Below are 26,266 nucleotides of genomic sequence, written 5' to 3'. Positions count from 1 at the left end.
CCGTTGCCATGCCCACAGCGAAACGGCATAATTGCCGCCTTTTTACACACACAGCAGCCCCATGTCCCAAGACCGCCCCACCCCCGTCCCCTCGCGCGTGCGCAAAACCAACGCCGCCGCCTCCCTGATCTGGATTGTGCCGCTAGCCGCATTTCTCGTGGGCGGCTGGCTGCTGTTCGACCACATCCGCAACACCGGCCCGAAAATCACCCTCTACCTCGACAGCGCCGAAGGCATCGAAGTCAACAACACCGTCGTGCGCGTGCTCAGCGTCAACGTCGGCAAAATCACCAACATCCGCCTGCGCGAAGGCGGCAAAGGTGTGGAGCTGACCGCGCAGCTTAACGCCGACGTAAAAGACATGATGAAAAGCGACACCCAGTTTTGGGTGGTCAAACCGCGCATCGACAGCAGCGGCATCTCCGGCCTCAACACCCTCGTCTCCGGCGCCTATATCGCCTTCATCCCCGGCAAAGCGCAGGAAAACCGCGACACTTTCGACGTATCCGACATCCCGCCCGTTGCCGCCCTCGGCCAGGACGGCCTGCGCCTGAAACTCTCCGGCAGCAACAGCAAAATGCTCGACATCGGCGCGCCCGTCGTCTACGGCAGCCTGCCCATCGGCCAAGTGGAAAGCGTGCGCTTCGACCCGCAGCGCCGCCGCAGCGACTACACCGTCTTCATCGGCCACCCCAACGACAGCCTCATCAACAGCAGCAGCCGCTTCTGGCTCGACAGCGGCATCCGCATCCAATCCGAAGGCGGCGGCTTCCAGCTCGACAGCGCCCCGCTGGGTGCCCTCATTTCCGGCGCCATCACCTTCGACACCCCCGACAAAACCGCCCGCCCAGCAGAAGGCGGCACACCTTTCGAACTCTACGACAACCGCGCCGCCGTCGACAGCCTGCCGGGCGAACGCGCCCTCTACTACACCGCCTTTTTCAAACAGTCCGTGCGCGGGCTGGGCAAAGGATCGCCCGTCGAATACAAAGGCCTGCGCGTCGGCAGCGTCGCCGACGTGCCCTACTTCGCCGCCGGCGACAGCCTCAAACTGTTCGCCAACGGCTGGATACCCGTGCGCCTGCGCATCGAACCGCACCTTATCGAACAAAATGCCGACCACGAAAGCCGCAGCTACTGGCAGAACACCTTTCAGACGGCCTTAAACAAAGGCCTGAGCGCCGCCCTCGCCTCCGACAACCTGATACTCGGCAGCAAAATGGTCGAACTCTCCGACACCCCCGCCACCGGCGGCACACTCAAACCCTTCGCCGAATACGGCGGCGCGCCCGTTATCGCCAGCCGCAGCGGCGGCGGACTGGACGATTTGCAGGCACAGCTCTCCGCCCTGCTCGACAAATTCAACAAACTGCCGCTGGACAAAACCGTAGACGGACTCAACGGCAGCCTGGCCGAACTCAAAGCCACCCTCAAATCCGCCAACAGCCTGCTGGCCAAACCGCAGACACAGGCCATACCTGCCGAACTGAACAAAACCCTGGCCGAATTGCGTCAAACCCTTAACGGCGTGTCCCCCGAATCGCCCGTCTACCGCGACGTCCAAGACACCCTGCACAACATCGACAACACCCTGCGCGACGTGCGCCCGCTGCTCAACACGCTGAAAGAGAAACCCAATTCTCTGATTTTCAAACAAAACGCCAAAGACCCCGTGCCGCAGGGCAGGTAAACGCAGCAACACAGACATTCAGACGGCCTGTTTCTCCAAACAGGCCGTCTGAAACCTGCCGTCCCCTCCCCCGCGCTTTGGCGCAGGAGAGGGAGTTAGGCGCGCGGTGGGAATGACGTTTTCAGACGGCCTTTCGGTTTCGCAGGCCGGTTTTCCAAATCCGACGGTTGTTTGCAAAACGGCACAAGGCCGTCTGAAAAACATTTTTCAGACGGCCTTTCTGCTTTTCATTTCGTTGACGCTGCGCTTTCGGAAACGTCATTACCGCGAAGGCGGGAACGGCCTCAGCCGACGCGGTAAAAAGCCAGGCTGCCGAGGAGGTTGGGCAGGATGTCCACGCGCCTGCCGCCGGTCATGACGGCGCGTTCGAGGATGCGGATGTTGTTTTGGGCGCAGAGTTTGTCGAAGTCGTGCAGGGTGCACCAGTGGATGTTGGGGGTGTTGTACCACTGGTAGGGCATGCGTTCGGACACGGGCATGTGGCCGCCGAGGGTGATTTGCAGGCGGTTGCGCCAGTAACCGAAGTTGGGGAAGGAGACGACGGCTTCTCGGGCGACGCGTGTGAGGTCGCGCAGGATGGTTTCGGTGTTCTGCATGGCCTGGATGGTTTGGCTCAACACGATGACGTCGAAGCTGTTGTCGTCGAAGTCCTGCAAGCCCTGTTCCAGGTCGGCCTGGATGACGTTGATGCCGGCGGCGACGGAGGCGAGTACGCCTTCGGTGTCGATTTCGACGCCGTAGCCGCTGCATTGTTTGTCGCGCACGAGGGCGGAGAGCAGTTCGCCCCGTCCGCAGCCCAAATCGAGCACGCGGCTGCCCGCGGGTATCCAGTCGTAAATCAGGCGAAGGTCGTCGCGCAGGGCATTCATGGCTGCAATTCCTTGTAAACGTTGTCCATATAGGAGGAAACGGCGGCGAGGTAGGGGGCGTCGTCCATCAGAAAGGCGTCGTGGCCGTGGTTGGATTCGACTTCGATGTATTGGACGGGGCGCCCGGCGCGGACGAGGTGTTTGACGAGGGCGCGCGAGCGTTGCGGGGCGAAGCGCCAGTCGGTGGTGAAGGAAGCGACGAAGAATCCGGCCTGTGTCCGGCGCAGGGCGGCGGTAAGGTCGTTGCCGAAGTCGGCGGCGGGGCTGAAATAATCGAGGGCTTTGGTCATGCGCAGGTAGGTGTTGGCGTCGAAGCGTTCGGCGAATTTGTCGCCCTGGTAGCGCAGGTAGGATTCGACTTCGAATTCGACGCCGTAGCCGTACTGTATGCCGTCGTGCAGGCTGCGGCCGAATTTTCTGCCCAGCCCTTCTTCGGCGAGGTAGGTGATGTGTCCCATCATGCGGGCGATGCGCAGGCCGCGGCGGGGGATGGTGTTGTGGCGGCGGTAGTGGCCGTCGTGGAAGTCGGGGTCGGTGATGATGGCCTGGCGGGCGACGTCGTTGAAGGCGATGTTTTGCGCTGACAGGCGGGTGGCGGAGGCGATGACGAGGGCGTGGCGCACGCGTTCGGGAAAGTCGATCGCCCATTGTAGCGCCTGCATGCCGCCGAGGCTGCCGCCGATGACGGCCGCCCATTTTCGTATGCCGAAACGGTCGGCCAGCAGGGCTTGGCTGTTGACCCAGTCTTTGACGGTGACGACGGGGAAGTCGGCGCCGTATTCGAGGCCGTTTTCGGGATTGGTGCTGAGGGGGCCGGTGCTGCCGGCGCAGCCGCCGAGGTTGTTGAGGCCGATAACGAAGAAGCGGCGGGTGTCGACGGGTTTGCCCGGCCCGACCATGGTGTCCCACCAGCCGGGGTGTTTGTCGTCGGGATGGTGGCGTCCGGCGACGTGGTGGTCGCCCGATAAGGCGTGGCAGACGAGGACGGCGTTGGATTTGTCGGCGTTCAGTGTGCCGTAGGTTTCCACCATCAAATCGAAGCGCGGCAGGGTTTGGCCGTTTTGCAGGGCAAGCTCTTGGTCGAAGGGGATTTTTTCGGGCGTTACCAGCCCGATGCTGTCGGAGGCGGTCATGAAAGAGGCGCGGCGGGATAAAAAACGCCGTATTATAACGCCCCGACCCTGTTTCTGCATGGCCGTTTCAGACGGCCTTTTACTATGTCTTCCGCCGTTTTTGCCGTCAAAATCCTTTTGTTTGCCGCCGCCGCGCTGCTGCTGGCCGCCCGTTTTCTGCCTGTTCGCCACAAGCGGGCGGCGCGGCGCGTTTTTATGTTCGCCGCTTGGTGGTGCGCGGGCGTATCGCTGCTGGCGCTGCTGCGCTATTGGCTGGCGGTGTGAACAAGCCGTCTGAAAGCACGGCAAACAAAGAATAAGGCCGTCTGAAAACCTTTTTTTGGGTTTTCAGACGGCCTCTTTGCTTTCAGACGGCCTTATTTGCCCAACGCGGCCAAGACTTCGGCTTTGACGGCTTCTACCGCCTGCGTGCCGTCAACCTTGATGTATTTGGGCGCGCCCTCGCCTTCGAGTTTGCTGTAATAGCCTACCAGCACTTCGGTTTGCTCGTGGTACACGGCCAGGCGTTTTTTAACGGTTTCTTCTTTGTCGTCGTCGCGCTGTACCAAATCCTCGCCGGTGAGGTCGTCTTTGCCTTCGGCTTTGGGCGGGTTGTACACCACATGGTAGGTGCGGCCGGATGCGGGGTGCACGCGGCGGCCGCTCATGCGTTCGATAATCACGCTGTCGGGCACGTCGATTTCCACCACGGCATCAAGCAATACGCCCGCCTGCTGCATGGCTTCGGCCTGCGCCAGCGTGCGCGGAAAGCCGTCAAACAGAAAACCCTTGGCGCAATCGGGCTGGGCGATGCGTTCTTTCACCATGCCGATGATGATGTCGTCGCGCACCAAGCCGCCCTCGTCCATGATTTTTTTCGCTTCCAAACCCAAAGGCGTGCCCGCTTTGATGGCGGCGCGCAGCATGTCGCCGGTGGAGATTTGCGGAATGCCGAAGGCGGCGGTGATAAATTGCGCCTGCGTGCCTTTGCCTGCGCCGGGTGCGCCGAGTAACAATACTTTCATGGTGGTTCCTTCTGTTAAGAAAATGTAATGGGGCGCATCTTAATACTTTGCAGGCCGTCTGAAAAGCGCGGGCGGTTTCAGACGGCCTCGTTGCGCGTCGGCAAAAATCCCCAGACAAATCAAAAGTCAAAAATCCCGTTCATGCCGCAGCGCAGTATTTTTCACGCCAAAGCGCATTTTTTATCTTGTTATCAACCAGTTGAAGCCATACACTCGGCCGTCTGAAAAACACTGCCACAGGAAACCGCGCCATGAGTGCCGCCGAAAAAACCCTCAGCTTCGAATTTTTCCCCACCCGCACCCCCGAAGGACGCGAAAAACAAATCGTCACCCGCAAGCAGCTGCGCCAGTTCGCCCCCGAATTTTTCTCCTGCACATCCGGCGCGGGCGGCTCGACCCGCGAGGGCACGCTGCAAACCATCGCCGACATTCTCGCCGAAGGTACGCCCGCCGCGCCGCACCTGCCCTGCATCGGCATGACCGTCGAAGAAGTGAAAAGCCTGCTCGACATCTATAAAGAAATGGGCGTGCGCCACATCGTCGCCCTGCGCGGCGACATCCCTTCGGGTATGGGCGCGGGCGGCAGCGGCCTGCGCTATGCCAACGAACTGGTCGAACTCATCAAAAACGAATACGGCAGCCACTTCCACATCGAAATCGCCGCCTATCCCGAATACCACCCGCAGGCGCGCAGCGCCGACGAAGACATCGAAAACTTCGTGCGCAAGGCCAAAGCGGGCGCAGACTCGGCCATCACCCAGTATTTCTACAACGCCGACGCTTATTTCCGTTTCGTCGACGAAGTACAGGGTCGCGGCGTGGCCATTCCCGTCATTCCCGGCATCATGCCCATTACCAGCTTCTCCAAGCTGACCCGCTTTTCCGACACCTGCGGCGCGGAAATCCCGCGCTGGCTGCGGCTGAAACTCCAGTCCTACGCCGACGACACCGCCGCCATCAAAGCCCTCGCCCTCGACGTCGTCACCGAAATGTGCGGCCGCCTGCTCGAACAGGGCGCGCCCGGCCTGCACTTCTACACAATGAACCAGGCGGGGCTGTCGTCCACCATCTGCCAGCGCTTGGGCTACTGAGCCGCGCGGGTAGGAAAAGGCCGTCTGAAAACAAAGTTTCAGACGGCCTTTATGTATCGAATATTTCCGACGGTTCAACTGTCCGGCCTGTTTTCCGCTTTCTTGCGGGCTGCGTCCCTATCCTGCCTGCCGACGATACCGACCAAGACAACTGTGAGTGTTTCGCCGTGCATCTGATAAATAAGGCGGCATCCCGCGTGGCGGAGTTTGATTTTGTAGAAGCCCGACAGATTACGCAGGGCTTCCGAAGGCGCATGCAGGTTTTCCAAACGCTTTTTGAGTTTCTTGCCCAACTGCTGCCTGACGTCGTCATCCAGTTTGTTCCATTCGTCTTTCGCCTCAATGCAAAATGCCAGTTTATATTCCGGCTTATAAACTTTATAAATCATCGATAGATACCTCTATGATCGGGGAATCCTGGCGCTCCAACACGATTTTGGCGTCTTCGAAATCTTCCATATAAGAAATCAGCTTTTCGTAAAAACGGGCAGGGACAAGATAGGCTTCCGGACGGTTGTGGTTGAGTACGATCACGACACCTTCGGCCTCCTGCACGATCGCGCTGAAATTACGTTTGAGTTCGGTAACGCTGACGGCATGTTCGGCAAATATAGTGTGCATGGTTTACTCCTCGTTGTGTGATTAAGGCTGCCGACATTCTATCCGTTTTTCAATGTTTTAAGAGTATTTTGAAATGCCTTTATGATTTCCATCCGCAAAAAGGCCGTCTGAAACGTTTTCAGACGGCCTTTTGCCTTGTTTGCCAAAAGATGCGGAGCCGCTTAGTGGCGGTGCGCCTGCATGCCTTCGGGCGCTTCCGCGCCTTCGGGCAGGCCGAAGGTTTCGCGCAGCACCACTTTATAAAACGCAAACGCCTCGCGCGCGCCTTGGATGGCTTCAGCCTGCGCCGCCTCGTCCAGCGGCAGCGCGTTCAGCAGCTCGACAAAAGCGCGCCAGCGTTTGCCGCGGCCTGCGGGATGCGGCGCAAGGTGGCGCGCGCCTTTTTCGCCGTCGAATGCCAACTGTTTGGCGTGTTTGAACAAAAACGCCGCGCCCAAGTTCGAGCCTTCGGCGCAGTAGAGCCAGCCGATGGCCTTGTTGCCCGTCTCGTGCGGCAGCGGCTTGCCGTATTCGTAGGGCTTTTCGCCCAAATCGGCCAAATCTTTCACCACCGCGTCGTAACGCGCCATATATTCGAGTTCGGGGATCAGCTTGTTCAGCTCGGGGTCTTTGTAGATATGGTCGACCGCTTTATGGAACACGGATTGCAGTTTCAGGAATTTGATGTAGTTTTCGTTGCTGACAAAAGGCTCTACTGACATCACCAGATTATCGACGCTGTCGTGGGTGGTGGTGGTCTGCTCTTTCAGCTTTTTGGCAAAAGTCATTTCGTTGCTCATGGCGTTTCCTTGTGATGGTGTTTTCAGACGGCCTCTGCGGGCAAAGGCCGTCTGAAACGGTTTGAAAAAGATGTATTGCGGCAAAATTTCGGACTAATAGGAATATTTCGCTGCGGATATGGTGAGGATTATCCCTGACTACGGCCTTCTCTGCAAATTTTTCTTTACATCAACTTACTCAAATTTCACGTTTTTTTATTATCAGGACGGCATGGCGCGAGCCGCGCCATGCAGATTCGCGCAGGCGGGCAGGGCAAATAAAAAAGGACGGCAATTGCCGTCCTTTTTGCCGTTTCAGACGGCCTATGAAGATAAGAGGCCGTCTGAAAGGCTTGCTTTCGGGTCAGAACTTCCATTCCAGCGATACGGCGTAGTTGCGGCCGGGGGCGTAGAAGCGTTCGAGGCCGGGATAGCCGCCGTAGGTACGGTTCGGGCGCACACCGACGGAGTTGACCAAGCCGCCGGTGATATTCAGACCGCGCAGACTGTCCCATGTGTGGTATTTGCGGTCGAACAGGTTGTACACACCGGCACGGAAAGTCAGGGTTTTGGTCGGTTTGTAATAGCCGAACATATCGAATATCCAAGCCGATTTGTTCAGATGCGGCCACACGCTGTAAACACATTTACCCTCGTCACGATAGTCGGGGTGGTTACAGTTTTTGTATTTGGCATCGCCCGCGTGTTTCGCACCGGTATGGGTCAGGCGGGAGAATACGCCCCATTTGCCGTCGGGCTGCTCGTAGTCCAAACCGATGATGGTTTTAAACGGCTGGATGGACAGCAGGTCGGCATCGCCAGACAAATTGCCCCGGCTGTAACCGAGTGCACCGAAGAGCTTCCAGCCTTCGGGCAGCGGGGTAATGCTGTTGAGGTTCAGACGGCCGGTCATTTCTATGCCGTAGATTTTGGCATTGTCCATATTCTGCATTTGCTGGAAAGGCTTGTAGCTGTATGGGTTAGGCGACCACCACGGATAGAACGGATTGGCTTCACTCACCAAAGTTTCCTGTTCATAGAGAAAATCTTTGTAACGGGTATGGTGCAGATTAACAGCCAAATTCCCTGCTTTGCTGTTGCCGTTGAGACTGATATTTTGCGTCAGGCTGCGTTCGGCTTTCAGATTCGGATTGGACAACCATGCGCCCGCCGGATTGTCACGATAGTCAAAATACATTTCCGAAGCATTTGGTACGCGGAAGCCCGTTCCGATGCTGTAACCCAGTTGCCATGCGTCATTCAGTTTGGCATCCGCACCCACTACCCAGCTCCATCCTTTGAAAGTGCTGTCGGCGGGTTTGGGAACCAGACAGTTTTTGCAATAAAGCCCATTCAAATCCTGCGGCTGGACTTTGTTGTGGTCGTAGCGGATACCTGCGTAGCCGGAGAAGGTATTGTTAAACGCAATGCGGTTGTGCAAAGACAAATTGTATTGCGTGGTTTTCACCGGATACATCATGGTTTTTTCTTCGTAGGGCGAATATGCACCGCTTAAGAAATAACGGTCGCGGTGCAGAATGTCAAATTCCCTGCGGGCAACAGCGGCTTTAAACGACAGTGTATGCCTTGTGCTTCCCAGGCTTAAAGGCTGGGTATCGGCACGCAGAGACAGCCGTTTGAAACGGGTGGTAAAGATACGGATGTTGTCGTCGCTCGGTTCGCGCGGTTTATAGTTGCCTGATGAATCGTATTCTTCGCGCGTACCTTCGTAGTTGTAGGCGGAGGAAACGGCTTTTTGATAATCCAAATCCGCTTTGACTAACGCCAACCAGTCGGAATCGGGCGTAAATTCATAAAAAGCGTTCCAAGTACGGCGTTTGGCACGGTCGTCTGATTCGCGGTATTTGGTATAAAACCAAACACCCGAATCTTCAATGATGTAGTTGTTGCCCTGCTGTCCGCTCAACGAGATGCCTGCGCGGTGGCTGTCGTTAAAACGCCATGCCCATTTGGCCAAAAAGCTGTGGCTTTTGTGTTTGGCCGCATCGGGGATTTGGCGGCTGCTGCGGTAATCACGGGTTTTCAGGCTGTCTTCGGGAATGGTGTAGCCGCCCCGGCTTTTCATTTCATGGCCGTGCCGGTGGGAATACAGCAATACCGCTTCGGCTTTCTCTCCCTGATAACCCGTACCGACGGTATTGACCCATTCGCGGTTTTTGCTGGCAAAGCCGCTGCGAAGCAGAAAACCCAACTTGTTATCGGGCTGCACGATGTCGGCGGCGGTAAGTGTGCGGTAATTAACCCCCCCCCCTAAATTTCCGCTGCCTTGATTGAACGAATCTGCACCTTTGACGATTTCAATAGTGCGGGCAAGTTCGGGGTCAATGCTTTGGCGCGAAGTATTCAGGTTGCCATAGCGTTTGTAGAGTGAGTTTTCTTCCGAATCGGGCAGAGCCACACCGTCAATGCTGATGCCGACACGGTTGTCTTCCACGCCGCGTATGGCAAAGCCTTTTTGGTGGCGGCCTTGGTCGGCCACACCCACATCGGGCGAATAGCGCACCAGGTCTTTGTTGTCGCGGATCATTTGTTCCTGAATGGTTTCGGCATTTACTTTTTCGACCGAAGCCGGACGATTGCGCCGCGCTTTGACTTTAACCTGTTCGAGCGTGCCGCTCTGTTCGGCGGCTGCCTGCGCTTCGGCCTCGGCGGCTAGGGCGGCGTTGCAGAACATCAGTCCGACCAGCAGGGCGATCGGGGTGATTTTGCTGTGTTTCATGGGGGTTTCCTTCAAACAGATGAAAAATAAAAACCTGCGAGGCATCTTAAAATATGCGATAGCGTTCGCAGCTATTTGATAAATATGGCTTTGTCCTGCATCGAATAATCAGAACTTTTCTTGTTCTTATTTGAGGGCGCAGATTATCTGTTAATGTTTTGTAAAGTGCAACTTTTCTTTACATTGCGGGCGGAAAGTGTAGTTTTACGGTTAAGGTTTGTACGGATTTTTTGGGGCGGATGCGGAAAGGCCGTCTGAAACGCTGTTTCAGACGGCCTGTTTGTTTGCGCCGTGCCTAGCCCAATTCCTGCTGTTTGGCGGTAAGCCGGTCGCGGATCAGGGCGGCGGTTTGCTGGCGATCGCCTGCGGCAACGGGGGTGAGGAAGTGGAGTTCGGCGGTGCTGCGCGGCTGGCGGATCACCATGCAGATGGACTGCCAGAGGCTGATGTCGCCGTAGTAGGCGGTGTGGGGGTTGGGGCTGCTGCCGTCGGGATTGGGGTAGCGGCAGAGGACGGGAACGATGGGGACTTGCGCTTCGGCGGCGGCGGGGAAGAAGCCGGTTTTGAAGGGGAGGATGGTGCGGCCTTCGCTGCTGGTGCCTTCGGGAAAGAGGGTGACGGTGTCGCCGTCTTTGAGGGCTTGGGTGACGTTGCGCAGTTTTTCGCTGTTGCCGCCGCCGGCGCCTTTGTTGCGGGCGACGTAGACGGTGCGCGCCTGTGTGGCAAGGTAGCCGACAACGGGCCATTTTGCGACGTCGTCTTTGGCGACGAAGCGGCCGGGGTGGGCGGCGTTGACGGCCATGATGTCGAGCCAGGAGATGTGGTTGCAGACGAGCATTTGGCCGCGGTTTTCGGCGGGGAGCGTGCCGTAGGTGTGCAGCGTCATGCCGCAGGAGGCGAGGACGCGGTGCGACCAGATTTGGATGGCGCGCAGTTTGCGGCGGGGGGTGTAGAAGGGGAAGAGGAAGAACATTTCGGCGGCGCCGTAGATAAGGCACAGGCCGATGCAGGAAAGGCGGAAGGCAAAGCGGAGGGCGGTCATGGCTGTGTTGTGTTTTTTTGTTCGGGCAGACGTGTTGAGGCCGTCTGAAAGCGGTATTCAGACGGCCTTTTATCTTTATTAAGGTTTGGGGGCGAATTTTTGCAGGTAGCGGTCGCTCAGTTGCGAGATGTCCATCATGATGAGGACGTCGGCGCAGTTGAAGGCTTCGTCGACGCAGGGTTCGCCGCAGAACCAGGCACCCGCTTTGAGGTAGCCTTTAATCAGGGCAGGGGTGTCGGGGTGGGCGGACGGAGTGATTTTGTCCCATTTGAGCGGGTTGAGCGGGCGCACGCGCCACGGTTCGGGAGCGAGGTATTTTTCTTTGAGGATGTGGTAGAGCCCTGCCGCGTCGCTGCCGCCGTCGCGCATTTCGATGCTGCCGCAGCCGATCATAAAGCGCAGGTTTTCGTCTTTCATGAATTTGACGAGTCCCGTCCACAACAGCATGACGAGGCCGCCGTTGCGGTAGTCGGGGTGGGTGCAGGCGCGGCCGAGTTCGACGGTTTGCGGCAGAATGTCTTTGAGCGGGCTCAAATCGAATTCGTGTTCGCTGTACCAGCCGCCGACTTTTTTGGCGGTGTCTTCGGTGATGAGGCGGTAGCAGCCGATAACTTCGCCGGTGGCGTCGTCGAAGGCGAGCAGGTGGTGGCAGTATTCGTCGTAGGGGTCGGTGTCGCGGCCGTCGACACCTTTGATGTCGGCGCCCAATTCTTCGGCGAAAACCCGATAGCGCAGGCGCTGCGCGGCTTCGATTTCTTCGCGGGTTTCGGCCAGTCGGACGCTGAGGCCGATTTTCGGGCCGGTTTGGTTGAAACGACTGTTCTGCATAAAATGTTCCGAATCAGGGTAAAAGGCGCGCATTATAGCCCAAAGGCCGTCTGAAAGCGCGGCGCGGCTGCCTGCTGCCGCTTGCCGCGTGCGAAACGGCATGATAAAAGCGCTCCCTTTGTTACTTTTTCCGCCACACGCCATGCCGTATCCCACACCGAAAAACCTCTCCGCCGCCATCGGCCTGCCCGTTTCAGACGGCCTCTTCCTCCATGCCGACTGGCCTGCCCCCGCCAATGTGAAAACGCTGGTTTCCACACGCCAAGGCGGCGTCAGCATCGCGCCCTATGCCTCGCTCAACATCGGCGCACACGTCGGCGACAACCCGGAACGCGTCGCACACAACCGCGCCATTGTCCAAGCCGCCGTGCCCGTTCCCCTCGCCTACCTCAACCAGACGCACGGCACCCATGTCGTTGCCGCCGCCGATGCTGTGGCCGTCTTAAAAGATGCCGACGCCTCTGTCGACCGCAGCGGCAAGGCGGCCTGCGCGGTAATGACTGCCGACTGTCTGCCCGTCCTCTTCTGCACCGCCGACGGCCGCTGCGTCGCCGCCGCCCACGCGGGCTGGCGCGGGCTGGCAGGCGGCATCCTGCAAAACACCGTCGCCGCCATGCAGGCCGACCCCACCGACATCCTCGCCTACCTCGCCCCCGCCATCGGCCCGGATGCCTTTGAAGTCGGGCAGGACGTTTTCGACACGTTCTGCCTGCGCGATCCCGCCGCCGAAGCGGCTTTCACCGACATCGGCGGCGGAAAATACCTCGCCGACATCTACGCCCTCGCCACCCCCGCCCTGCACCGCGAAGGCGTGACGCAAATCTACGGCGGCACGCACTGCACCGTTCTCGAACGCGACACTTTCTTCTCCTACCGCCGCGACGGACAGACGGGACGCATGGTCAGCGCCGTGTGGCTGGAAGAGGCCGTCTGAAATCGAAAATCCCACCGCACACCTGACTCCCTCCTCTGCGCCAAGCGTGGGGAGGGCTGGGGCGGGGGTGGCAGTTTGCAGAACTGCATTTTGCGGGTGTCCTGCAAAAGTCGCCGTAGCGGCACGAGCCCCCACCCTAGCCCCCCGCGAGCGGGAGAGGGAACTTTGTTGCTCCGACAGGTTTCAGACGGCATCAAAGGCTGCCCGAAACCCGAAAGGCCGTCTGAAAGAACTGCCGCAGCGCAGGCCGTATTGTTCAGACGGCCTTTCCGCATCTGTAACCGGACTCGGAAGCGGTGCGGGCGGTACAAAAAGGCCGTCTGAAAAACGTTTGTTCCGTTTTTCAGACGGCCTCAAAGCTGCCAAGCGCTCGGACGCTCAACCTTTTTGCCAGGCGTTGCGCGAAAAGGCGTAGAGCAGCACGCAGCCTGCCAAAGTGGCGCACAGCATCAGCGCGGACATCACATAGGCCGTGCCGTTGTGCAGCTCGGTTGCCAGCCAGCCCATGCCCGCGCCGATCATCGAGGTGGACGCCATCAGCAGGGCGTTGGCGCTGCCGCCGATTTCACGGAAGCGGCTCATAAAACAGGCCTGCGTGTTGGCCGTTACCAAGCCCTGCGTGCCAACCGACAACATGGCGCAGGCCGCCGCCAGCGCGAAAGGCGGCATGCCGCCGAAGGCCGCCACCGCGCCCAGCAGCGCCGCATTGGCCGCCAGCTGGATGCCCAAGCCCCACAGCAGAATGTCTTCGGCGTTGCTGCCGTTTTTCAGCCGCCAGGCGGTGATGCGGTTGAACGTGCCCATCGTGATGATGTTGCAGCCGAACGCCCAGGCGTAGGCGTGCGGCGTCAGGCCGTAGAGCTTCATATAGACAAAGGGCGATTCGGTAAGGAATACAAACATCGAGCCGAAGCTGAACGCTTGGAAAAAGAGAAAACCCAGCGCGCTTTTGGTTTTCAGCACTTGGATGTAGCGGCGGATCATGCCGCCGAAAAACGCCCTGTCTATCCGCCCTTTGGCCGCCGTTTTCGGCAGAAAACGCGCCACCAGCAGAAACACGGTTATCGAATAGGCGGCGAGAAAGGCGAAAATCAGCCGCCAGCCGCCGAGCTGCTGCAAGGCCGAGCCGAGCATGGGCGCCACCAGCGGCGCGGACATCATCACGATGCCGATCAGCGCGAACATCTGCGCCGCCTCGCGTCCTTCGTAGAAATCGCGCACCACCGCCCCCGCCATCACCGCCGCCATGCCGCCGCCGAAAGCCTGTATCAGGCGCAACCCGATCAGTTGGTCGATGCTTTGCAGCAGCGTCAGCGCGACCGAGGCAGCGGCATACAGCGCCAAACCGGCCAGAGCCACGGTTTTGCGTCCTTTCACGTCGGACACCGCGCCGCCGAGCAGCTGGCCGAAAGCCACGCCGAACATAAAGCTGCTCATGCTTTTTTCGATCAGATGCACATTGACGTGCAAATCGTCGGCCAGCGACAGCACCGCCGGCAGATAGGCGTCGACCGAAAACGGCATAATCGCCGTCAGCGTCGCCAGCAGAAAGGCCGTCTGCCGGTTGCCCAAAGGTATTTTCTTTTCCATATCCCTATCCGTGTGCCATACAAAACGGCCGCCCGCCGGCGGCCAAACAAAAAACGGCGCGATTATATAGTGAAACAAAATAGGAAAGATACAAGACAGCAAGCCGCAGACAGTACAAATAGTACGGCAAGGCGCAGCAACGCCGTAGATTTTCTATTTTGTTTCACTATAACACCGCCGCGCACGGTGCTGCGGGGCAGAGGCCGTCTGAAAAAGGGCGGCGGTGCACAAACGGTGCTTTATGCTACCCGAACCCTCCGTGTTTTCAGACGGCCTTGCGGATGCAAAAGGCCGTCTGAAACCTTGGCAAAGCCAAAATCCGCCCTACTCTGCCTTTGTCTGCGTCTGCCGAAGGATCGGGCGGCAATCGGCGCAAAACCCGAACGCAGCCCTGAGGGGCACAAACGCGGCTACGGCAGCCTGCTTGTCTTTCAGACGGCCTGATGTAGTTTGCAAAGCTTTCCGCCCGAATGCAAAAGGCCGTCTGAAACAGGGTTTCAGACGGCCTTCCCTTTTTTCATACGGCCACCGCCGCTTTAATGTGCGGGTGCGGGTCGTAGCCGCTTAATTCAAAATCTTCGTATTTGAAGTCAAACAGATTGTCCACCGCAGGATTCAGGGTCATGGTCGGCAGCGGACGCGGTTCGCGGGTCAGTTGCAGCTTGGCCTGCTCGAAGTGGTTGCTGTAAAGGTGGGCGTCGCCGAGGGTGTGGACGAACTCGCCCGCTTGCAGGCCGCAGACTTGGGCGATCATCATGGTGAGCAGGGCGTAGCTGGCGATGTTGAAGGGCACGCCGAGGAAGATGTCGGCGCTGCGCTGGTAGAGCTGGCAGGAGAGTTTGCCGTCGGCCACGTAAAACTGGAACATGGCGTGGCAGGGCGGCAGCGCCATTTCGTCGACCAGCGCGGGATTCCAGGCGGAAACGATCAGGCGGCGGCTGTCGGGGTTGTGTTTGATTTGGTCAACCAAATTGGCGATTTGGTCGATGCTGCCGCCGTTGGGCGTCGGCCAGCTGCGCCACTGGTAGCCGTAAACGGGGCCGAGTTCGCCGTTTTCGTCGGCCCATTCGTCCCAGATGGTGACGTTGTTGTCGTGCAGGTATTTGATGTTGGTGTCGCCGCGCAAAAACCACAACAGCTCGTGGATGATGGAGCGCAGGTGCAGTTTTTTGGTGGTTAAGAGCGGGAAGCCCTGTTGCAGGTTGAAGCGCATCTGGTAGCCGAAAACGGAGCGGGTGCCGGTGCCGGTGCGGTCGGATTTGTCGCTGCCGTGTTTGAGAACATGGCGCATCAGGTCGAGATATTGGCGCATGGTTTTCCTGTTTCCTGTCTGTGTTGCGTATTGAGGCCGTCTGAAAGGTTTCAGACGGCCTTTTGCGGGGTTTACCAATAGGTAACGAATTGTTCCAAATCGGTGTTTTTCTCTTCTTTCGGGAAGTCGTGCTGTGCGGTGCCGACCATGATGAAGCCGATGATTTTGTCTTTTTCGCCGCAGCCCATTGCTTCGCGCAACACGGGGCTGCCGCACCACAGGCCGGTAATCCAGACGTTGTCGTAGCCCAGGGCGTTGGTAGCGAGCTGCACGGCGTAGGCGGCTGCGCCCGCGCTGAGAAACTGCTCCCATTCGGGCTTGGGTTTTTCCGCGCCGACGGCGGGTTTGGAGATCACGGCGATAATCATCGGCGCGAAGTTGGCGACTTTTTCCGCTTTTTTCATGGTGTCGTCGCCGAGCTTCATTTGCACGACGGTTTCTTCCAGCGCGCGGCGGAAGCGGGCTTTGGCTTTGTCGCCCTGTATCACGACGAAACGCCACGGGGTGAGGCCGCCGTGGTCGGGCACCTGCGTGGCGGCCTGGAAGACGGTTTCCAGTTCGAGTTCGTCGGGGGCGGGGGCGGTGAGTTCGCGCACGGAGCGGCGGGTGGTGAGAAGGTCGAGTGCGTCCATCGGGTTTCCTTTCGGGCATCAATGCGGGGATGGTATTTGAACGGTTTTCAGACGGCCTGTCGGCAGGCGGATTGTGCCACAAGCGGGCGGAATTTGCCGTTTCAGACGGCCTGCGGGACTTTGCTACCGGACATTGGCTTTTTCCACTTCCGCCCATGCCCGCAGAATCAAACCGGGGTCGTTGTCTTTGAGCAGGGCGGCATCGGAGAGCATGCGCCGCCACCGGCGCGCGCCGTTGAGGCCGTGCATCAGGCCGAGGTAGTGGCGCGCCATGTGGCGCAGGATGCTGCCGCGTCCGGCGGCAAGCTGGGCGGCGGCGTAGTCTTTCAGACGGCCTGCCAGTTCGGCGTAGCCTACTGCTTGGCGTTTGTCGCCGTAAAACAGCCTGTCCCAGTCGCGCATAATCATCGGGTTGTGGTAGCACTCGCGCCCGACCATCACGCCGTCGACGTGTTGCAGGTGGGCGGCGATTTCCCCGTTGGTTTTGATACCGCCGTTGATGATGATTTCCAGCTCGGGAAATTCGCGTTTGAGGCGGTAGACATATTCGTATTTCAAGGGCGGCACTTCGCGGTTTTCCTTGGGCGAGAGGCCGTTAAGCCAGGCGTTGCGGGCGTGGACGACAAAGGTTTTGCAGGCGGTTTTTTCCGCCAGCGTGCCGACGAAATCGGCGACGATTTGGTATTCGGTCTGCCGGTCGACACCGATGCGGTGTTTGACGGTAACGGCGCAGTCGGGTGCGGCATCCTGCATGGCGTTGAGGCAGTCGGCCACCAGCGCAACCTCGTTCATCAGGCACGCGCCGAACGCGCCTTTCTGCACGCGCGGGCTGGGGCAGCCGCAGTTGAGGTTGATTTCGTCGTAGCCGTATGCCGCCGCCTTTGCCGCTGCCTGCGCCAAAGCGGCGGGCTCGCTGCCGCCCAGTTGCAGGGCGACGGGGTTTTCGCAGTCGTCTTTCAGCAAAAAGCGTTCGGGATCGCCGTACACCACCGCGCCGGCGTTGATCATTTCGGTGTAAAGCCAGGTGTGGCGGCTGATCTGCCGCGCCATGTAGCGGTAGTGGCGGTCGGTCCAGTCGAGCATGGGCGCGACGGACAGGCGGCGCGTGCCTTGGTATGAGGAATCGGGGGCGGACTGTGTGTGTTCTGCTGTGTGCATGCGGGCGGTTTTCTGTGCGGCCGTTTGTAAAAATATCATCCCCGCCAAAGCGGGGACGGGCTGTTTCGGGCGGGCTGCCGCTCAGGAATCGACGCGGATCCCGCCGCCCTGCGTCTGCGCTTCGTCCAGTTTTTTCTGCAATGTGTCGCACGGGGTGTCGCAGTCGCACATTTTTTTCATGCCCAGCGCGCTGATGCCGCCGCAGCTGCCTTTGATGCTGCGTTTGGAAAAAATATAGCCGACGGACATGGCGAGGATAACGATTAAAAACAGGCCGAAGGTGAGGAGGATGGTGTTCATGGTTGTTCCTGCGCGAGCATTTTTTTGAGGGCGGAGCTGGTCCGTGTGCGGTAGCCGCCGCCTTCGCGGACGATGAAGAATACTGCCAAACCCTGTTTTTCGGCAAGCGCGAAGCCGCGCTCTTCGCCGAGGACGAACAGGGCGGTGGAGAGGCCGTCGGCGGTGGCGGCCGTGTCGGCAATCACGCTGACGGAGGCGAGATTGTGGCTGATGGGCTCGTGCCGCTGCGGGTCGATGATGTGCGACAGGCGGCGTCCGTGCGCATCGGTGTGGAAGTTGCGGTAGTCGCCCGAGGTGGCGATGGCGCGGTTGTCGAGCGGAACGATAATCTGCGTGCCGCCGCCCTGAACAATCTGCGGCTGCTCGATGCCGATGCGCCAGCTTTCGCCCTGCGCGTTTTTGCCTTTGCCGCGCAGCTCGCCGCCGATTTCCACCAGATAGTTGCCGATGCCGAGGCTTTCGAGATGCAGGGCGAGTTTGTCGACGCCGTAGCCTTTGGCGATGGACGACAGATCCAAATAGACTTCGGGCTGCGCTTTGGCCAGCGTGGGGGCATTACTCGTGCCGCCGACGGCAATTTTGTCTATGCCGGTGACGCGCGAGGCGGCGGCAATCTGTTCGGGCGACGGCTCGCGGGTGACGCTTTTGTCGGGCCCGAAGCCCCACAGGTTGACCAGCGGGCCGACGGTGACGTCCAGCGCGCCGCCGGTCAGCCCGTTGAGGCGCACGGCTTCGGCGGTGACAAAACCGAAATCGGCGGACACGGGCATGGGGCGGCCGGTGTCGCGCATACGGTTGAAGCGGCTGATTTCGGAATCTTCGCGGTAGGTGGACATCTGCCGGTTCACTTCTTCCAGCAGGCCGTCGAGCTGTTTTTGCACTTCCTGCGGCGCGGGGGTTTGCTTGAGGCCGTCTGAAACGTATTTGACGGTGTAGGTCGTGCCCATGGTTTCGCCGCGCAGGGTCACGGTGGGCGGCGCGGGGGTTTCGCTGCGGTTGCAGGCGGCCAAAAGCAGGCAGGCGGCGAGAAGGGAAAAGAGGATGCGGACGGATGACATGGTGTTCTTTTATTCGTTTGCACAAACGGTAAAAGCGAAGCCCCTGAAAGAATCAGGGGCTTCGCGGATTGCTTGGCGGAGTAAGAGGGATTCGAACCCTCGATGCAGGTTGACCCCACATGCTTCCTTAGCAGGGAAGTGCCTTCAGCCTCTCAGCCATTACTCCGTGCAGAAAGTGGGCACTATACGCAGGCGGCGGCGCGATGTCAACGCGGCTCAGACAGTTTTGCCGTATGCAAACGATAAGACAATGACGTGAAAAGGCAAAATTCCGCGTCTTTTTCAAACGGCCGCCGCACTTTCAGAAACGTCATTCCCGTGTAGGCGGGAACGGCCTCGGGCTCGTCAGCGCAGGTGGCGGATGTAGCCGCCGACGGAATAGCCGCTGCCTTGGTAGCTTTGGCTGATGCTGCCGCCCTGCCCTTGGATGCGGTAGACGTCGCGCTCGGGCGGCAGGTTGCGCGGGTAGCAGCGGCGGCGGTTGTAACGGTCGTAGTAGCAGTCTTGGCCGTAGTAGGCCGAAGCGGGCGTGGTGTCGCCGTAGATAACGGTGGTGCCCGGCGGGGCGTTGACGGTGACGGTTTTGTTGATAACGGTGCGGTTTTCGACGGGCAGGTCGATGGCGGCGTAGCGGCCGTAGGGGGTTTCGCTGTACACGCAGGCGCAGGCCAAGAGCGGCAGCAGCAGAATCGCGGTACGGACGGTTTTCATGTTTTGCTCCTTTCACGGTTTTGGCTTCGTTTTCGTTGAAGCTGCGTTTTCAGAAACATCATTCCCGCGTAGGCGGGAGCGGCCTTTTTCAGACGGCCTCAATCGAAATCGAAATCCAGGTCTTCCTGTTCGGGTGCCGCGCCGAAATCGCGGCTTTTTTCCCATTTGGCCTGTTCGACTTTTTTGCGGCGCAGGGCGAGCAGGCGCATGGTTTGGTGGCGTTCGCCGTCGGTCATTTTCAGCCAGTTGTGACGCTCTTCGCGGCTGCGCAGGCAGCCGACGCAGTAGCCTTTGTTGTTGGCGCGGCAGACGCCGATGCAGGGGCTGGGGATGCCGAAGAAGTCGGGCTGGTCCATGTTTTCAGACGGCCTTTCCCTGCATATTGTGGTGTTCGAGCGTAAAGCCCGCCTGTTTGTAGGCGCGGAAACGGTCGCGGGCGGCGGCCAGCTCTTCCAGGCTGCCGCCGACGATTTCCAACACGCGCAGGGGCGGCGCGGCGGCCTGCGTCCAAAAGTCTTGGCTGAGATTGAGGACGACGGTGCCCGCAGGCAGCGGCGGCAGTTGCGCGCCGCAGGCAAGGACAACGGGAACGCCCTGCGGAAAGGCCGCGTCGGTCTGCCAGATTTCGTGCGGCAGAAAACCCTCGGGCGGGTCGCGCCACAGGGCTTGGTTCAGGCTTTCGAGTTCGCCGAGCTCCTGCGTCCACACCAGCAGCGGCTCGGGGTTTTGCGCGGCGCGGCGGGCAAGGCGGCAGGCGAAGGCGGCGGGGTCGGAAACGTGGGTGTAGAAGGTGGCGGTGGGCATGGTGTCGCAGATTGGAGAAAAGGGAGGTCAGTCGCCGGGAAATTCGCCGATGTAGTGCAGGCCGTTGTAGCTTTTGCCGGCGTCGATATTCAGCTCGGGGTCAGAATACCACAAGACGGCGTTGCCTTCGCACAGGCCGAGTGCGCGGCATTTCTGCCGCACGGCGTCCAGGGCGTCTGCGTCTACGGCGGCTTCGGACAGCAGCTCGTCAAGCGGGACGGTGCGGGCGGACAGGGGAATGATGCCTATGTAGTCTTCGTCATATTCGGCATTCAGGCCGATGTCGCGGCAGAAAGGGCAGATTTCGCCTTCGTTCAGGTCGTCCTGCCCGAAATAGCGTTCGTACTCTTCCTGTGTGCCGACAAACATGCCCAACCAAAGGTGGACGGTGTTGAAACGGTCGGCGTATCTGTATTCTTCGTTCATGGAATTTTCCTAGTTTGGGGTGGACGGAGGCCGTTCCTGCCTACACGGGAATGACGTTTCTGAAAGCGCAGCTTCAACGGCAAAAGACTTTTCAGACGGCCTTTAATACAGAAAAACAGTCAACAGACCCTACCCTGCCGCCAAAAATTCGCGCAGGGCGGTGCGGCGGGTTTCGGCGTTGGCGCAGGCGGCGGCGAAGGATTCGCGGCTGCCTGCGTATACAAAGCGTTCGCGCGCGCGGGTGACGGCGGTGTACAGCAGGGAACGGTTGAAACCCTCTCCGCCGCCTTCGGGCGCGAGCAGCCACACTTCGCCGTATTCCGAGCCCTGGCTTTTGTGCACGGTCACGGCAAACGCGCTGCTGTGCGCGGGCAGGCGGCTGAGCGGCACGCTGCGGAAACCGCCGCCTGCGGGAAACCGCACCGACAGGCCGTCCGAGCCGTGCGGGTCGGGCATCACAATGCCGATGTCGCCGTTAAACAGCCCCATCGCGTAATCGTTGCGCTCCACCATCAGGATTTGTCCGGCAAACCACGCCCTGTCTTCGCGCGCGCGCCCTTCGCGCAGCAGAATGCGGCGGCAGGCTTCGTTAAAACGTTCGGCGTCGCCGCGCCGCGCGGCCAGCACGGTGAGGCGGCTCTGGCAGGCAAAAGCGGCGGCAGGATCGGCGGCATCGGCCGCCTGCCAAAACGCCGCCTGCGTGCGGCAGAAACGCTCCGCCAAACGTTCGGCGCCGCCATCGGCAAACGACAATTCTTCGGGGAAACGGGCGAAGGCGTCTTCCGCTCCCGCCGCATCGCCCGCGCACACCGCCCGCGCCAGCGCGCCCAAACCGCTGTGTTCGCCGAAGCGGTGGCTGACGGTGAGGCGGGCGGTATTGGCCGACAGGGGCGGCGCGTTTGAGGCCGTCTGAAAACGCTCTGCGGCATCGGGCAGCAGGGTTTTCAGACGGCCTGCGGTGTCGGCATCGAGCACGGTCGGCCGCGCCAGCGCCGCCAGCACCGCACCCGCGCCGACGGAAGGAAGCTGGTTTTCGTCGCCCAACAGAATCACGCGGCAACCGTCGGGCACGGCGCGCAGCAGATCGAGCATCAGCGCCAGATCGAGCATCGAGGCTTCGTCCACCACCAAAATATCCAGCGGCAGCGGGCGGGCGGCGTCAAACTGCGGCCGCATCTGCGGCGGACGCAGTTTCAGCAGGCGGTGGACGGTTTGCCCTTCGAGGGCAGACAACCGCTCTTTGAGGCCGTCTGAAAGCGGGAAACGGCCGAGCGCCGCGTGCAGCGCGTTGCCCATATGCGCCGCCGCCTTGCCCGTCGGCGCGGCCAGCGCGATGCGCGGCAGAGAGTCGGCGCCCGAACACAAAAGGGCGAGCAGCTTGGCGACGGTGGTGGTTTTGCCCGTGCCCGGCCCGCCGGTAATCAGCATAAAGTTTTGCAGCAGCGCCAGCGCGGCGGCGGCCTGCTGCCCTTCGCTGCCCGCACCGTCAAACCACAGGCCGAGGTTTTCCGCCGCCGCCCGCATATCGGCAGGCGCGGCGGGCGCGGCGGCGAGGCGGCGGATTTCGCCCGCCAAATCGTTTTCCAGCTGCCACAGGCGTCCGAGAAACAGCCGCCGCCCGCGCAACACCAGCGGCCCCCTGCCCGTGCCGTCGGCCAGCGGCGCGGCGCTATCAAGCGCTTCGGCCTCCGCGTCGTTCAGCCAAATAAAACTGTGACCGTCGTCGAGGGCGGAAAACAGGCGCGGCAGAAAAGGCGCGCACACGGCGGCGGCTTCGGGAAACAGGCGTTGCAGCACGTCGAGCGCAGCATCGGCGGCGGCGTTGCGGAATTCGTTGTCGGACATGGCAGTCGGGAAGGATTGGACGAAAGCGGCGATTATATAGCGGCGGGCGGGGAAAAGGCCGTCTGAAACGGTATGCCCGCGGCGAATCAGCTTGGAAAACCGTCAAACGGCAAAACCCGACGGTATACTGACGACAGCGAAAACGGGCAGGCGCGGCCTGTATGCAATAGGTTTTTTCCGCCCCGCGACGCACGCGGTTTCCCAACTTTAAAGGCCGTCTGAAACTCTGTTTCAGACGGCCTTTTGCCTTCGTTGAAGCTGCGTTTTCAAAAACCTTGTTACCGCATTTACACCCCGAAGCGGTGCCAGCGGGAGCTGGTTTATCCGTCCAAATGGCTGCTGTCGCGGGCGAGGACGGTGCGTTTGCCCGAGGCATCGGCGGCAGAGATGATGCCGTCGGCTTCCATTTGTTCGATCAGGTTGGCGGCGCGGTTGTAGCCGATTTTCAAATAACGCTGCACGGAGGAGATGGTGGCCTTGCCGGTTTTGATCACGCAGGACACGGCTTCGTCGTAGAGCGGATCGCTGCCGCCTTCGTTGCTGCGGCCTTCGTTGGCGTTGGAGAAGAGGTCGTCGCTGCCGACGCCGCCGGTGAGGATGTCTTCGACGTAGGCGGGATCGCCGAACTGTTTGAGGTATTCCACCACGCCGTGCACTTCTTCGTCGGAGGCAAACGCGCCGTGCACGCGCTGCGGGTAGCCCGTGCCGGGCGGCAGGAACAGCATGTCGCCCTGACCGAGCAGGTTTTCCGCACCCATTTGGTCGAGAATGGTGCGGCTGTCGATTTTGCTCGACACTTGAAAGGCGATGCGGGTCGGAATATTGGCTTTAATCAGGCCGGTAATCACGTCCACGCTCGGCCGCTGGGTGGCCAAAATCAGGTGGATGCCCGCCGCGCGCGCCTTCTGTGTGATGCGGGCGATCAATTCTTCGATTTTCTTGCCCGCCGTCATCATGAGGTCGGCAAATTCGTCCACCACCACGACGATAAACGGCAGTTTTTCCAACGGTTCGGGATTGTCGGGCGTGAGGCTGAAGGGGTTGCCGATTTTGCGGCCGTATGCGGCCTCTTCGCGTATTTTCTGGTTGTAGCCCGCGAGGTTGCGTACGCCCAAATGGCTCATCAGGCGGTAGCGTTTTTCCATTTCGTTCACACACCAGGTCAGCGCGTTGGCGGCCAGGCGCATGTCGGTTACCACCGGCGCGAGCAGGTGCGGGATGCCTTCGTAAATGCTCAGCTCCAGCATTTTCGGGTCGATCATAATCATGCGCACGTCGTCGGGTGTGGCCTTGAACAGCATCGACAGAATCATGGCGTTCACGCCCACGGATTTGCCCGAACCGGTCGTACCGGCCACCAGGAGGTGCGGCGCGCGGGCAAGGTCGGTGACGACGGGCTGGCCGGTGATGTCCTGCCCCAGCGCGAGCGTGAGCTTGGAGGGCGATTCGGCGAACGCGGGCGAATCGAAAATTTCGCTCAGGCGTATCATCTGGCGTTTCGGATTGGGCAGTTCCAAGCCCATGCAGGTTTTGCCGGGGATGGTTTCGACCACGCGGATGGAGGCCACGCCCAGCGAGCGGGCGAGGTCTTTTTCCAGATTCATCACCGCGTTGCCGCGCACGCCCACGTCGGGCTCGATTTCGTAACGGGTAATCACCGGCCCGGCGTAGGCGTCGAGCACTTTCACTTTTACTTTGAACTCGGCCAGCTTTTCTTCGATGGTAATGCTGTTTTCCAGCAGCGCCTCTTCGCTTTGCGCGGCAGCGGGATTGTAGCTGGGCGCGTGCAGCAGGTTCAGGCCGGGCAGCGGGTAGGCGCCGCCCTCATCGGGGAAAAAAGGCGTTTCGTCCCCGTGCGGCGCGGGTTCGTGCGTGTAGGCGTCCTGTTCGTGCGTTTCACCGTTTCCGTAGGCGTCTTGCGCGTTTTCAGACGGCCTCTGCGGCGCTTCGTCCCATTGCGGCTCGTCCCAATCCACTTCGTTTGCCCAAGCGCCTTCCTGTGCGTCCTGCGGCTCGGCAAAGGCATCGGCAAACGCGGCATACGGGTTTTCAGACGGCCTCTCTTCTTCGAGTTCGCGCTGCGGCAGCATTTCGGCGGAAAAGGCCACCGACGCGGGCGGCGGCACGTCGATGCCGAAGGGCGGCGTGTCGGGTACGGCGGGCGGCTCGACCACGGTGGCGTCGGGCGGCGGCACTTCGGCGCGCTTGCGCGGCGGATAGGGTGCGAAACGGTTGTCCAAAGCGCTGCCCGCTTTCGGCCGCGAGGCCTGCAGTTTCACCACTTCGCCGCCGTAGGCCGACACGCGGGCGGCAACGGGCAGGATGCTGGCGTTTTCTATCGTGCTGACGCGGCGCAGGCGGCGCGGGCTGCCTTCGCGGCGCGACAGGTTGGCCAGCACTTCGTCGTCGGCGATGGTGTGCGGGCGCATGGTTTGCAGCATATCGGCCGTGGGGCGGCGGCGTGCCGACTGCCCGCGCAGCAGGTTGCTGCGGATGTCGCCCTCGCCTATGGTCTGCACTTCGCGCCCCGTGCGGCGGGCGGCTTCGTATTCCGTGTTTTCAGACGGCCTGTGCACGGGCGGCGTGGCGATGCCCTGCGCGAACACTTGGTTGTCGCGCTCGATGCGGCGCAGCAGGGCGCGCTCCTGCGTGCCGCGCAGCGAGGCTTCGTCGTGCCGCACGGCGGCGGACTGCATCGCTTGGCTGCGGCGGCGGTTTTGCGCGGCGGACTGAATGCGGCGGATGTCGTCGAGGGTAATGACTTCGGCGTCGGGTGGCGGCCGCCGCACGGTTTCGGCTTCGGGTTCGGGGCTGATTTTTTCGATGATGGCTTCGGCGGGCTCGCGTTTGAAGCGTTCCACTTCGGCCTCGGTGATGACGGGCGCGTCGGGTGCGGGCGCGTGCGGCGGCGGGTCTTCGTCTTCGGGCGGGGCAATCAGGCCGTCTGCGGCCGCGCCGTCTTCGTCTTCGGGCAGGCCGCCGCTGTGGGTGTGGGCGAAGGTTTCGTCAATGATTTCCTGCACGGTTTTGCGTTTGAAACGGCCGATTTCGGCGTCGGTAATCACTTCCGCGTCAGGCGCGGGCGCGTGCGGGGGCGGGTCTTCATCTTCGGGCGGGGAAACGAGGCGCTCGCGCTCTGCGGATTCGGCCTGAGCGTCTGCCGCAGCCTGTTCCGCCTGCTCCGCTGCGTCCGTATCCGACGAGGCAACAGGGTTTTCAGACGGCCGCTGTGCTGCCGTTCTCCCCGTCGGTTCGCTTTGCCGAGGGGGCTGCTCCTCGGACACGGAGGCCGTCTGAAAAACAGTGTCGTCCGACTCTTCGCGGGCGGCGGAGAAAATCGGCAAATCGTCAAAACGGCGCCCGCCTTCTTCTTCGGACTGCGCGGCGGCGTTGAGGCGGCGGTAGCGTTTGGGCGAAACTTCGCGCAGCTTCTCCACCGTGCGCTCGTACACGGCGCGGCTTTCGTCGGCGGCGCGGCTGCGGCTGCGGCTGTTGTTCAGATTGGGGGCGGCGCCGTAAAGCGCTTTGGCCGTGCGGCCGCCGCTGCCGTTTTCAGACGGCCTCTCCCCTTCGTGGCGGTTGTAGTAGCGCAGTTCGCGCTGCCATTCGCGGTCGAGGTAGAAGCGCCAGCCGAGCAGGGCGGCGAGGGCGGCGAGCAGAAACAGGCTGGCGGCAATCCAAAACATAGGCTGGCGGCTTTCCGTAAAGATTGGGTAAACG

Annotated in this window: 26 protein-coding genes and 1 tRNA gene; 5 read left to right on the top strand and 22 right to left on the bottom strand. The window is 60.7% G+C overall.

Annotated elements, in window-relative coordinates:
* Positions 1 to 61 precede the first annotated feature (61 nt).
* Positions 62 to 1,690, top strand: a complete 1,629-nt coding sequence (pqiB, locus tag CGZ77_RS06455) for an intermembrane transport protein PqiB (protein WP_036495776.1) — start codon at positions 62 to 64, stop codon at positions 1,688 to 1,690.
* A 284-nt stretch (positions 1,691 to 1,974) separates the two neighbouring features.
* Here pqiB and metW read toward each other — a convergent pair whose 3' ends face one another.
* On the bottom strand, positions 1,975 to 2,559 hold the full coding sequence (gene metW, locus CGZ77_RS06450) for a methionine biosynthesis protein MetW (protein WP_094031044.1): 585 nt from the start codon (positions 2,557 to 2,559) through the stop codon (positions 1,975 to 1,977).
* Entirely contained in the window at positions 2,556 to 3,692 is a 1,137-nt protein-coding gene (locus CGZ77_RS06445; RefSeq protein ID WP_094031043.1) for a homoserine O-acetyltransferase, read from the bottom strand. The genes metW and CGZ77_RS06445 overlap by 4 nt, the downstream gene beginning before the upstream one ends.
* A gap of 84 nt (positions 3,693 to 3,776) precedes the next feature.
* On the opposite strand from CGZ77_RS06445, the gene CGZ77_RS06440 reads away from it, so the two are divergent.
* A complete protein-coding gene (locus CGZ77_RS06440; RefSeq protein ID WP_094031042.1) occupies positions 3,777 to 3,956 on the top strand; it encodes a hypothetical protein in 180 nt (59 codons plus the stop codon).
* Between the two features lie 92 nt (positions 3,957 to 4,048).
* Here the strand turns inward: CGZ77_RS06440 and adk are convergent, their stop codons facing one another.
* Positions 4,049 to 4,696: an adenylate kinase gene (gene adk, locus CGZ77_RS06435; RefSeq protein ID WP_094031041.1), complete on the bottom strand. Its 648-nt coding sequence runs from the start codon at positions 4,694 to 4,696 to the stop codon at positions 4,049 to 4,051.
* 27 nt (positions 4,697 to 4,723) lie between these two features.
* On the opposite strand from adk, the gene CGZ77_RS12070 reads away from it, so the two are divergent.
* Both CGZ77_RS12070 and metF read left to right on the top strand, forming a co-directional pair.
* The gene (locus tag CGZ77_RS12070) at positions 4,724 to 4,921 is read left to right on the top strand and encodes a hypothetical protein (protein WP_009425680.1); all 198 of its coding nucleotides are present in this window, start codon (positions 4,724 to 4,726) and stop codon (positions 4,919 to 4,921) included.
* 26 nt (positions 4,922 to 4,947) lie between these two features.
* Positions 4,948 to 5,787, top strand: coding sequence for a methylenetetrahydrofolate reductase [NAD(P)H] (gene metF / locus CGZ77_RS06430; protein ID WP_094031040.1), 840 nt, complete (start codon positions 4,948 to 4,950; stop codon positions 5,785 to 5,787).
* 74 nt (positions 5,788 to 5,861) lie between these two features.
* Here metF and CGZ77_RS06425 read toward each other — a convergent pair whose 3' ends face one another.
* From CGZ77_RS06425 to CGZ77_RS06400, 6 genes are all read right to left on the bottom strand, one after another.
* Positions 5,862 to 6,176: a type II toxin-antitoxin system RelE/ParE family toxin gene (locus CGZ77_RS06425; protein ID WP_009425682.1), complete on the bottom strand. Its 315-nt coding sequence runs from the start codon at positions 6,174 to 6,176 to the stop codon at positions 5,862 to 5,864.
* The gene (locus CGZ77_RS06420) at positions 6,166 to 6,408 is read right to left on the bottom strand and encodes a type II toxin-antitoxin system Phd/YefM family antitoxin (protein ID WP_009425683.1); all 243 of its coding nucleotides are present in this window, start codon (positions 6,406 to 6,408) and stop codon (positions 6,166 to 6,168) included. The genes CGZ77_RS06425 and CGZ77_RS06420 overlap by 11 nt, the downstream gene beginning before the upstream one ends.
* Positions 6,409 to 6,569: 161 nt before the next feature.
* Positions 6,570 to 7,187, bottom strand: coding sequence for a biliverdin-producing heme oxygenase (locus CGZ77_RS06415; RefSeq protein WP_094031039.1), 618 nt, complete (start codon positions 7,185 to 7,187; stop codon positions 6,570 to 6,572).
* 343 nt (positions 7,188 to 7,530) lie between these two features.
* Positions 7,531 to 9,906 (bottom strand): TonB-dependent hemoglobin/transferrin/lactoferrin family receptor, encoded by a 2,376-nt coding sequence (locus CGZ77_RS06410; protein ID WP_094031038.1) that lies wholly within the window; start codon positions 9,904 to 9,906, stop codon positions 7,531 to 7,533.
* 295 nt (positions 9,907 to 10,201) lie between these two features.
* Complete coding sequence (locus tag CGZ77_RS06405; RefSeq protein WP_094031037.1) at positions 10,202 to 10,948, bottom strand: 1-acyl-sn-glycerol-3-phosphate acyltransferase; 747 nt, start codon at positions 10,946 to 10,948, stop codon at positions 10,202 to 10,204.
* Between the two features lie 78 nt (positions 10,949 to 11,026).
* On the bottom strand, positions 11,027 to 11,776 hold the full coding sequence (locus CGZ77_RS06400; protein ID WP_094031216.1) for a GNAT family N-acetyltransferase: 750 nt from the start codon (positions 11,774 to 11,776) through the stop codon (positions 11,027 to 11,029).
* Between the two features lie 142 nt (positions 11,777 to 11,918).
* Between CGZ77_RS06400 and pgeF the strand changes: the two genes are divergently transcribed.
* Positions 11,919 to 12,710: a peptidoglycan editing factor PgeF gene (gene pgeF / locus CGZ77_RS06395; protein WP_232504825.1), complete on the top strand. Its 792-nt coding sequence runs from the start codon at positions 11,919 to 11,921 to the stop codon at positions 12,708 to 12,710.
* 378 nt (positions 12,711 to 13,088) lie between these two features.
* Here pgeF and CGZ77_RS06390 read toward each other — a convergent pair whose 3' ends face one another.
* The 13 genes from CGZ77_RS06390 to CGZ77_RS06330 all read right to left on the bottom strand — a co-directional run bounded on the left by CGZ77_RS06390 (position 13,089) and on the right by CGZ77_RS06330 (position 26,232).
* The gene (locus CGZ77_RS06390) at positions 13,089 to 14,300 is read right to left on the bottom strand and encodes a multidrug effflux MFS transporter (protein WP_009425690.1); all 1,212 of its coding nucleotides are present in this window, start codon (positions 14,298 to 14,300) and stop codon (positions 13,089 to 13,091) included.
* Positions 14,301 to 14,817: 517 nt separating this feature from the next.
* A complete protein-coding gene (locus tag CGZ77_RS06385) occupies positions 14,818 to 15,612 on the bottom strand; it encodes a thymidylate synthase (protein WP_094031036.1) in 795 nt (264 codons plus the stop codon).
* 71 nt (positions 15,613 to 15,683) lie between these two features.
* Positions 15,684 to 16,244 carry a nitroreductase family protein gene (locus tag CGZ77_RS06380; RefSeq protein ID WP_094031035.1) on the bottom strand — a complete coding sequence of 187 codons (561 nt, stop codon included), beginning with the start codon at positions 16,242 to 16,244 and terminating at the stop codon, positions 15,684 to 15,686.
* Between the two features lie 123 nt (positions 16,245 to 16,367).
* The gene (gene dusA / locus CGZ77_RS06375) at positions 16,368 to 17,402 is read right to left on the bottom strand and encodes a tRNA dihydrouridine(20/20a) synthase DusA (protein ID WP_094031214.1); all 1,035 of its coding nucleotides are present in this window, start codon (positions 17,400 to 17,402) and stop codon (positions 16,368 to 16,370) included.
* An 81-nt stretch (positions 17,403 to 17,483) separates the two neighbouring features.
* Positions 17,484 to 17,702 carry a (Na+)-NQR maturation NqrM gene (gene nqrM, locus CGZ77_RS06370; protein WP_009425695.1) on the bottom strand — a complete coding sequence of 73 codons (219 nt, stop codon included), beginning with the start codon at positions 17,700 to 17,702 and terminating at the stop codon, positions 17,484 to 17,486.
* Complete coding sequence (locus tag CGZ77_RS06365; protein ID WP_036495786.1) at positions 17,699 to 18,760, bottom strand: FAD:protein FMN transferase; 1,062 nt, start codon at positions 18,758 to 18,760, stop codon at positions 17,699 to 17,701. The genes nqrM and CGZ77_RS06365 overlap by 4 nt, the downstream gene beginning before the upstream one ends.
* Before the next feature lie 73 nt (positions 18,761 to 18,833).
* Positions 18,834 to 18,926 (bottom strand) — tRNA-Ser (locus tag CGZ77_RS06360).
* A 179-nt stretch (positions 18,927 to 19,105) separates the two neighbouring features.
* On the bottom strand, positions 19,106 to 19,471 hold the full coding sequence (locus tag CGZ77_RS12785) for a hypothetical protein (protein WP_036495789.1): 366 nt from the start codon (positions 19,469 to 19,471) through the stop codon (positions 19,106 to 19,108).
* A 98-nt stretch (positions 19,472 to 19,569) separates the two neighbouring features.
* Complete coding sequence (locus CGZ77_RS06350) at positions 19,570 to 19,827, bottom strand: DUF1289 domain-containing protein (protein WP_009425698.1); 258 nt, start codon at positions 19,825 to 19,827, stop codon at positions 19,570 to 19,572.
* A gap of 4 nt (positions 19,828 to 19,831) precedes the next feature.
* Entirely contained in the window at positions 19,832 to 20,275 is a 444-nt protein-coding gene (locus CGZ77_RS06345) for a DNA polymerase III subunit chi (RefSeq protein WP_009425699.1), read from the bottom strand.
* Between the two features lie 27 nt (positions 20,276 to 20,302).
* On the bottom strand, positions 20,303 to 20,701 hold the full coding sequence (locus tag CGZ77_RS06340) for an immunity 22 family protein (RefSeq protein WP_009425700.1): 399 nt from the start codon (positions 20,699 to 20,701) through the stop codon (positions 20,303 to 20,305).
* 129 nt (positions 20,702 to 20,830) lie between these two features.
* Positions 20,831 to 22,546: an exodeoxyribonuclease V subunit alpha gene (gene recD, locus CGZ77_RS06335; RefSeq protein WP_009425701.1), complete on the bottom strand. Its 1,716-nt coding sequence runs from the start codon at positions 22,544 to 22,546 to the stop codon at positions 20,831 to 20,833.
* 320 nt (positions 22,547 to 22,866) lie between these two features.
* Positions 22,867 to 26,232 (bottom strand): DNA translocase FtsK, encoded by a 3,366-nt coding sequence (locus CGZ77_RS06330; protein WP_094031034.1) that lies wholly within the window; start codon positions 26,230 to 26,232, stop codon positions 22,867 to 22,869.
* Between the last annotated feature and the right edge of the window lie 34 nt (positions 26,233 to 26,266).

It is taken from the genome of Neisseria sp. KEM232, assembly GCF_002237445.1.
Lineage (GTDB): Bacteria > Pseudomonadota > Gammaproteobacteria > Burkholderiales > Neisseriaceae > Neisseria.
This window is presented reverse-complemented; position numbering and strand designations above follow the sequence as displayed.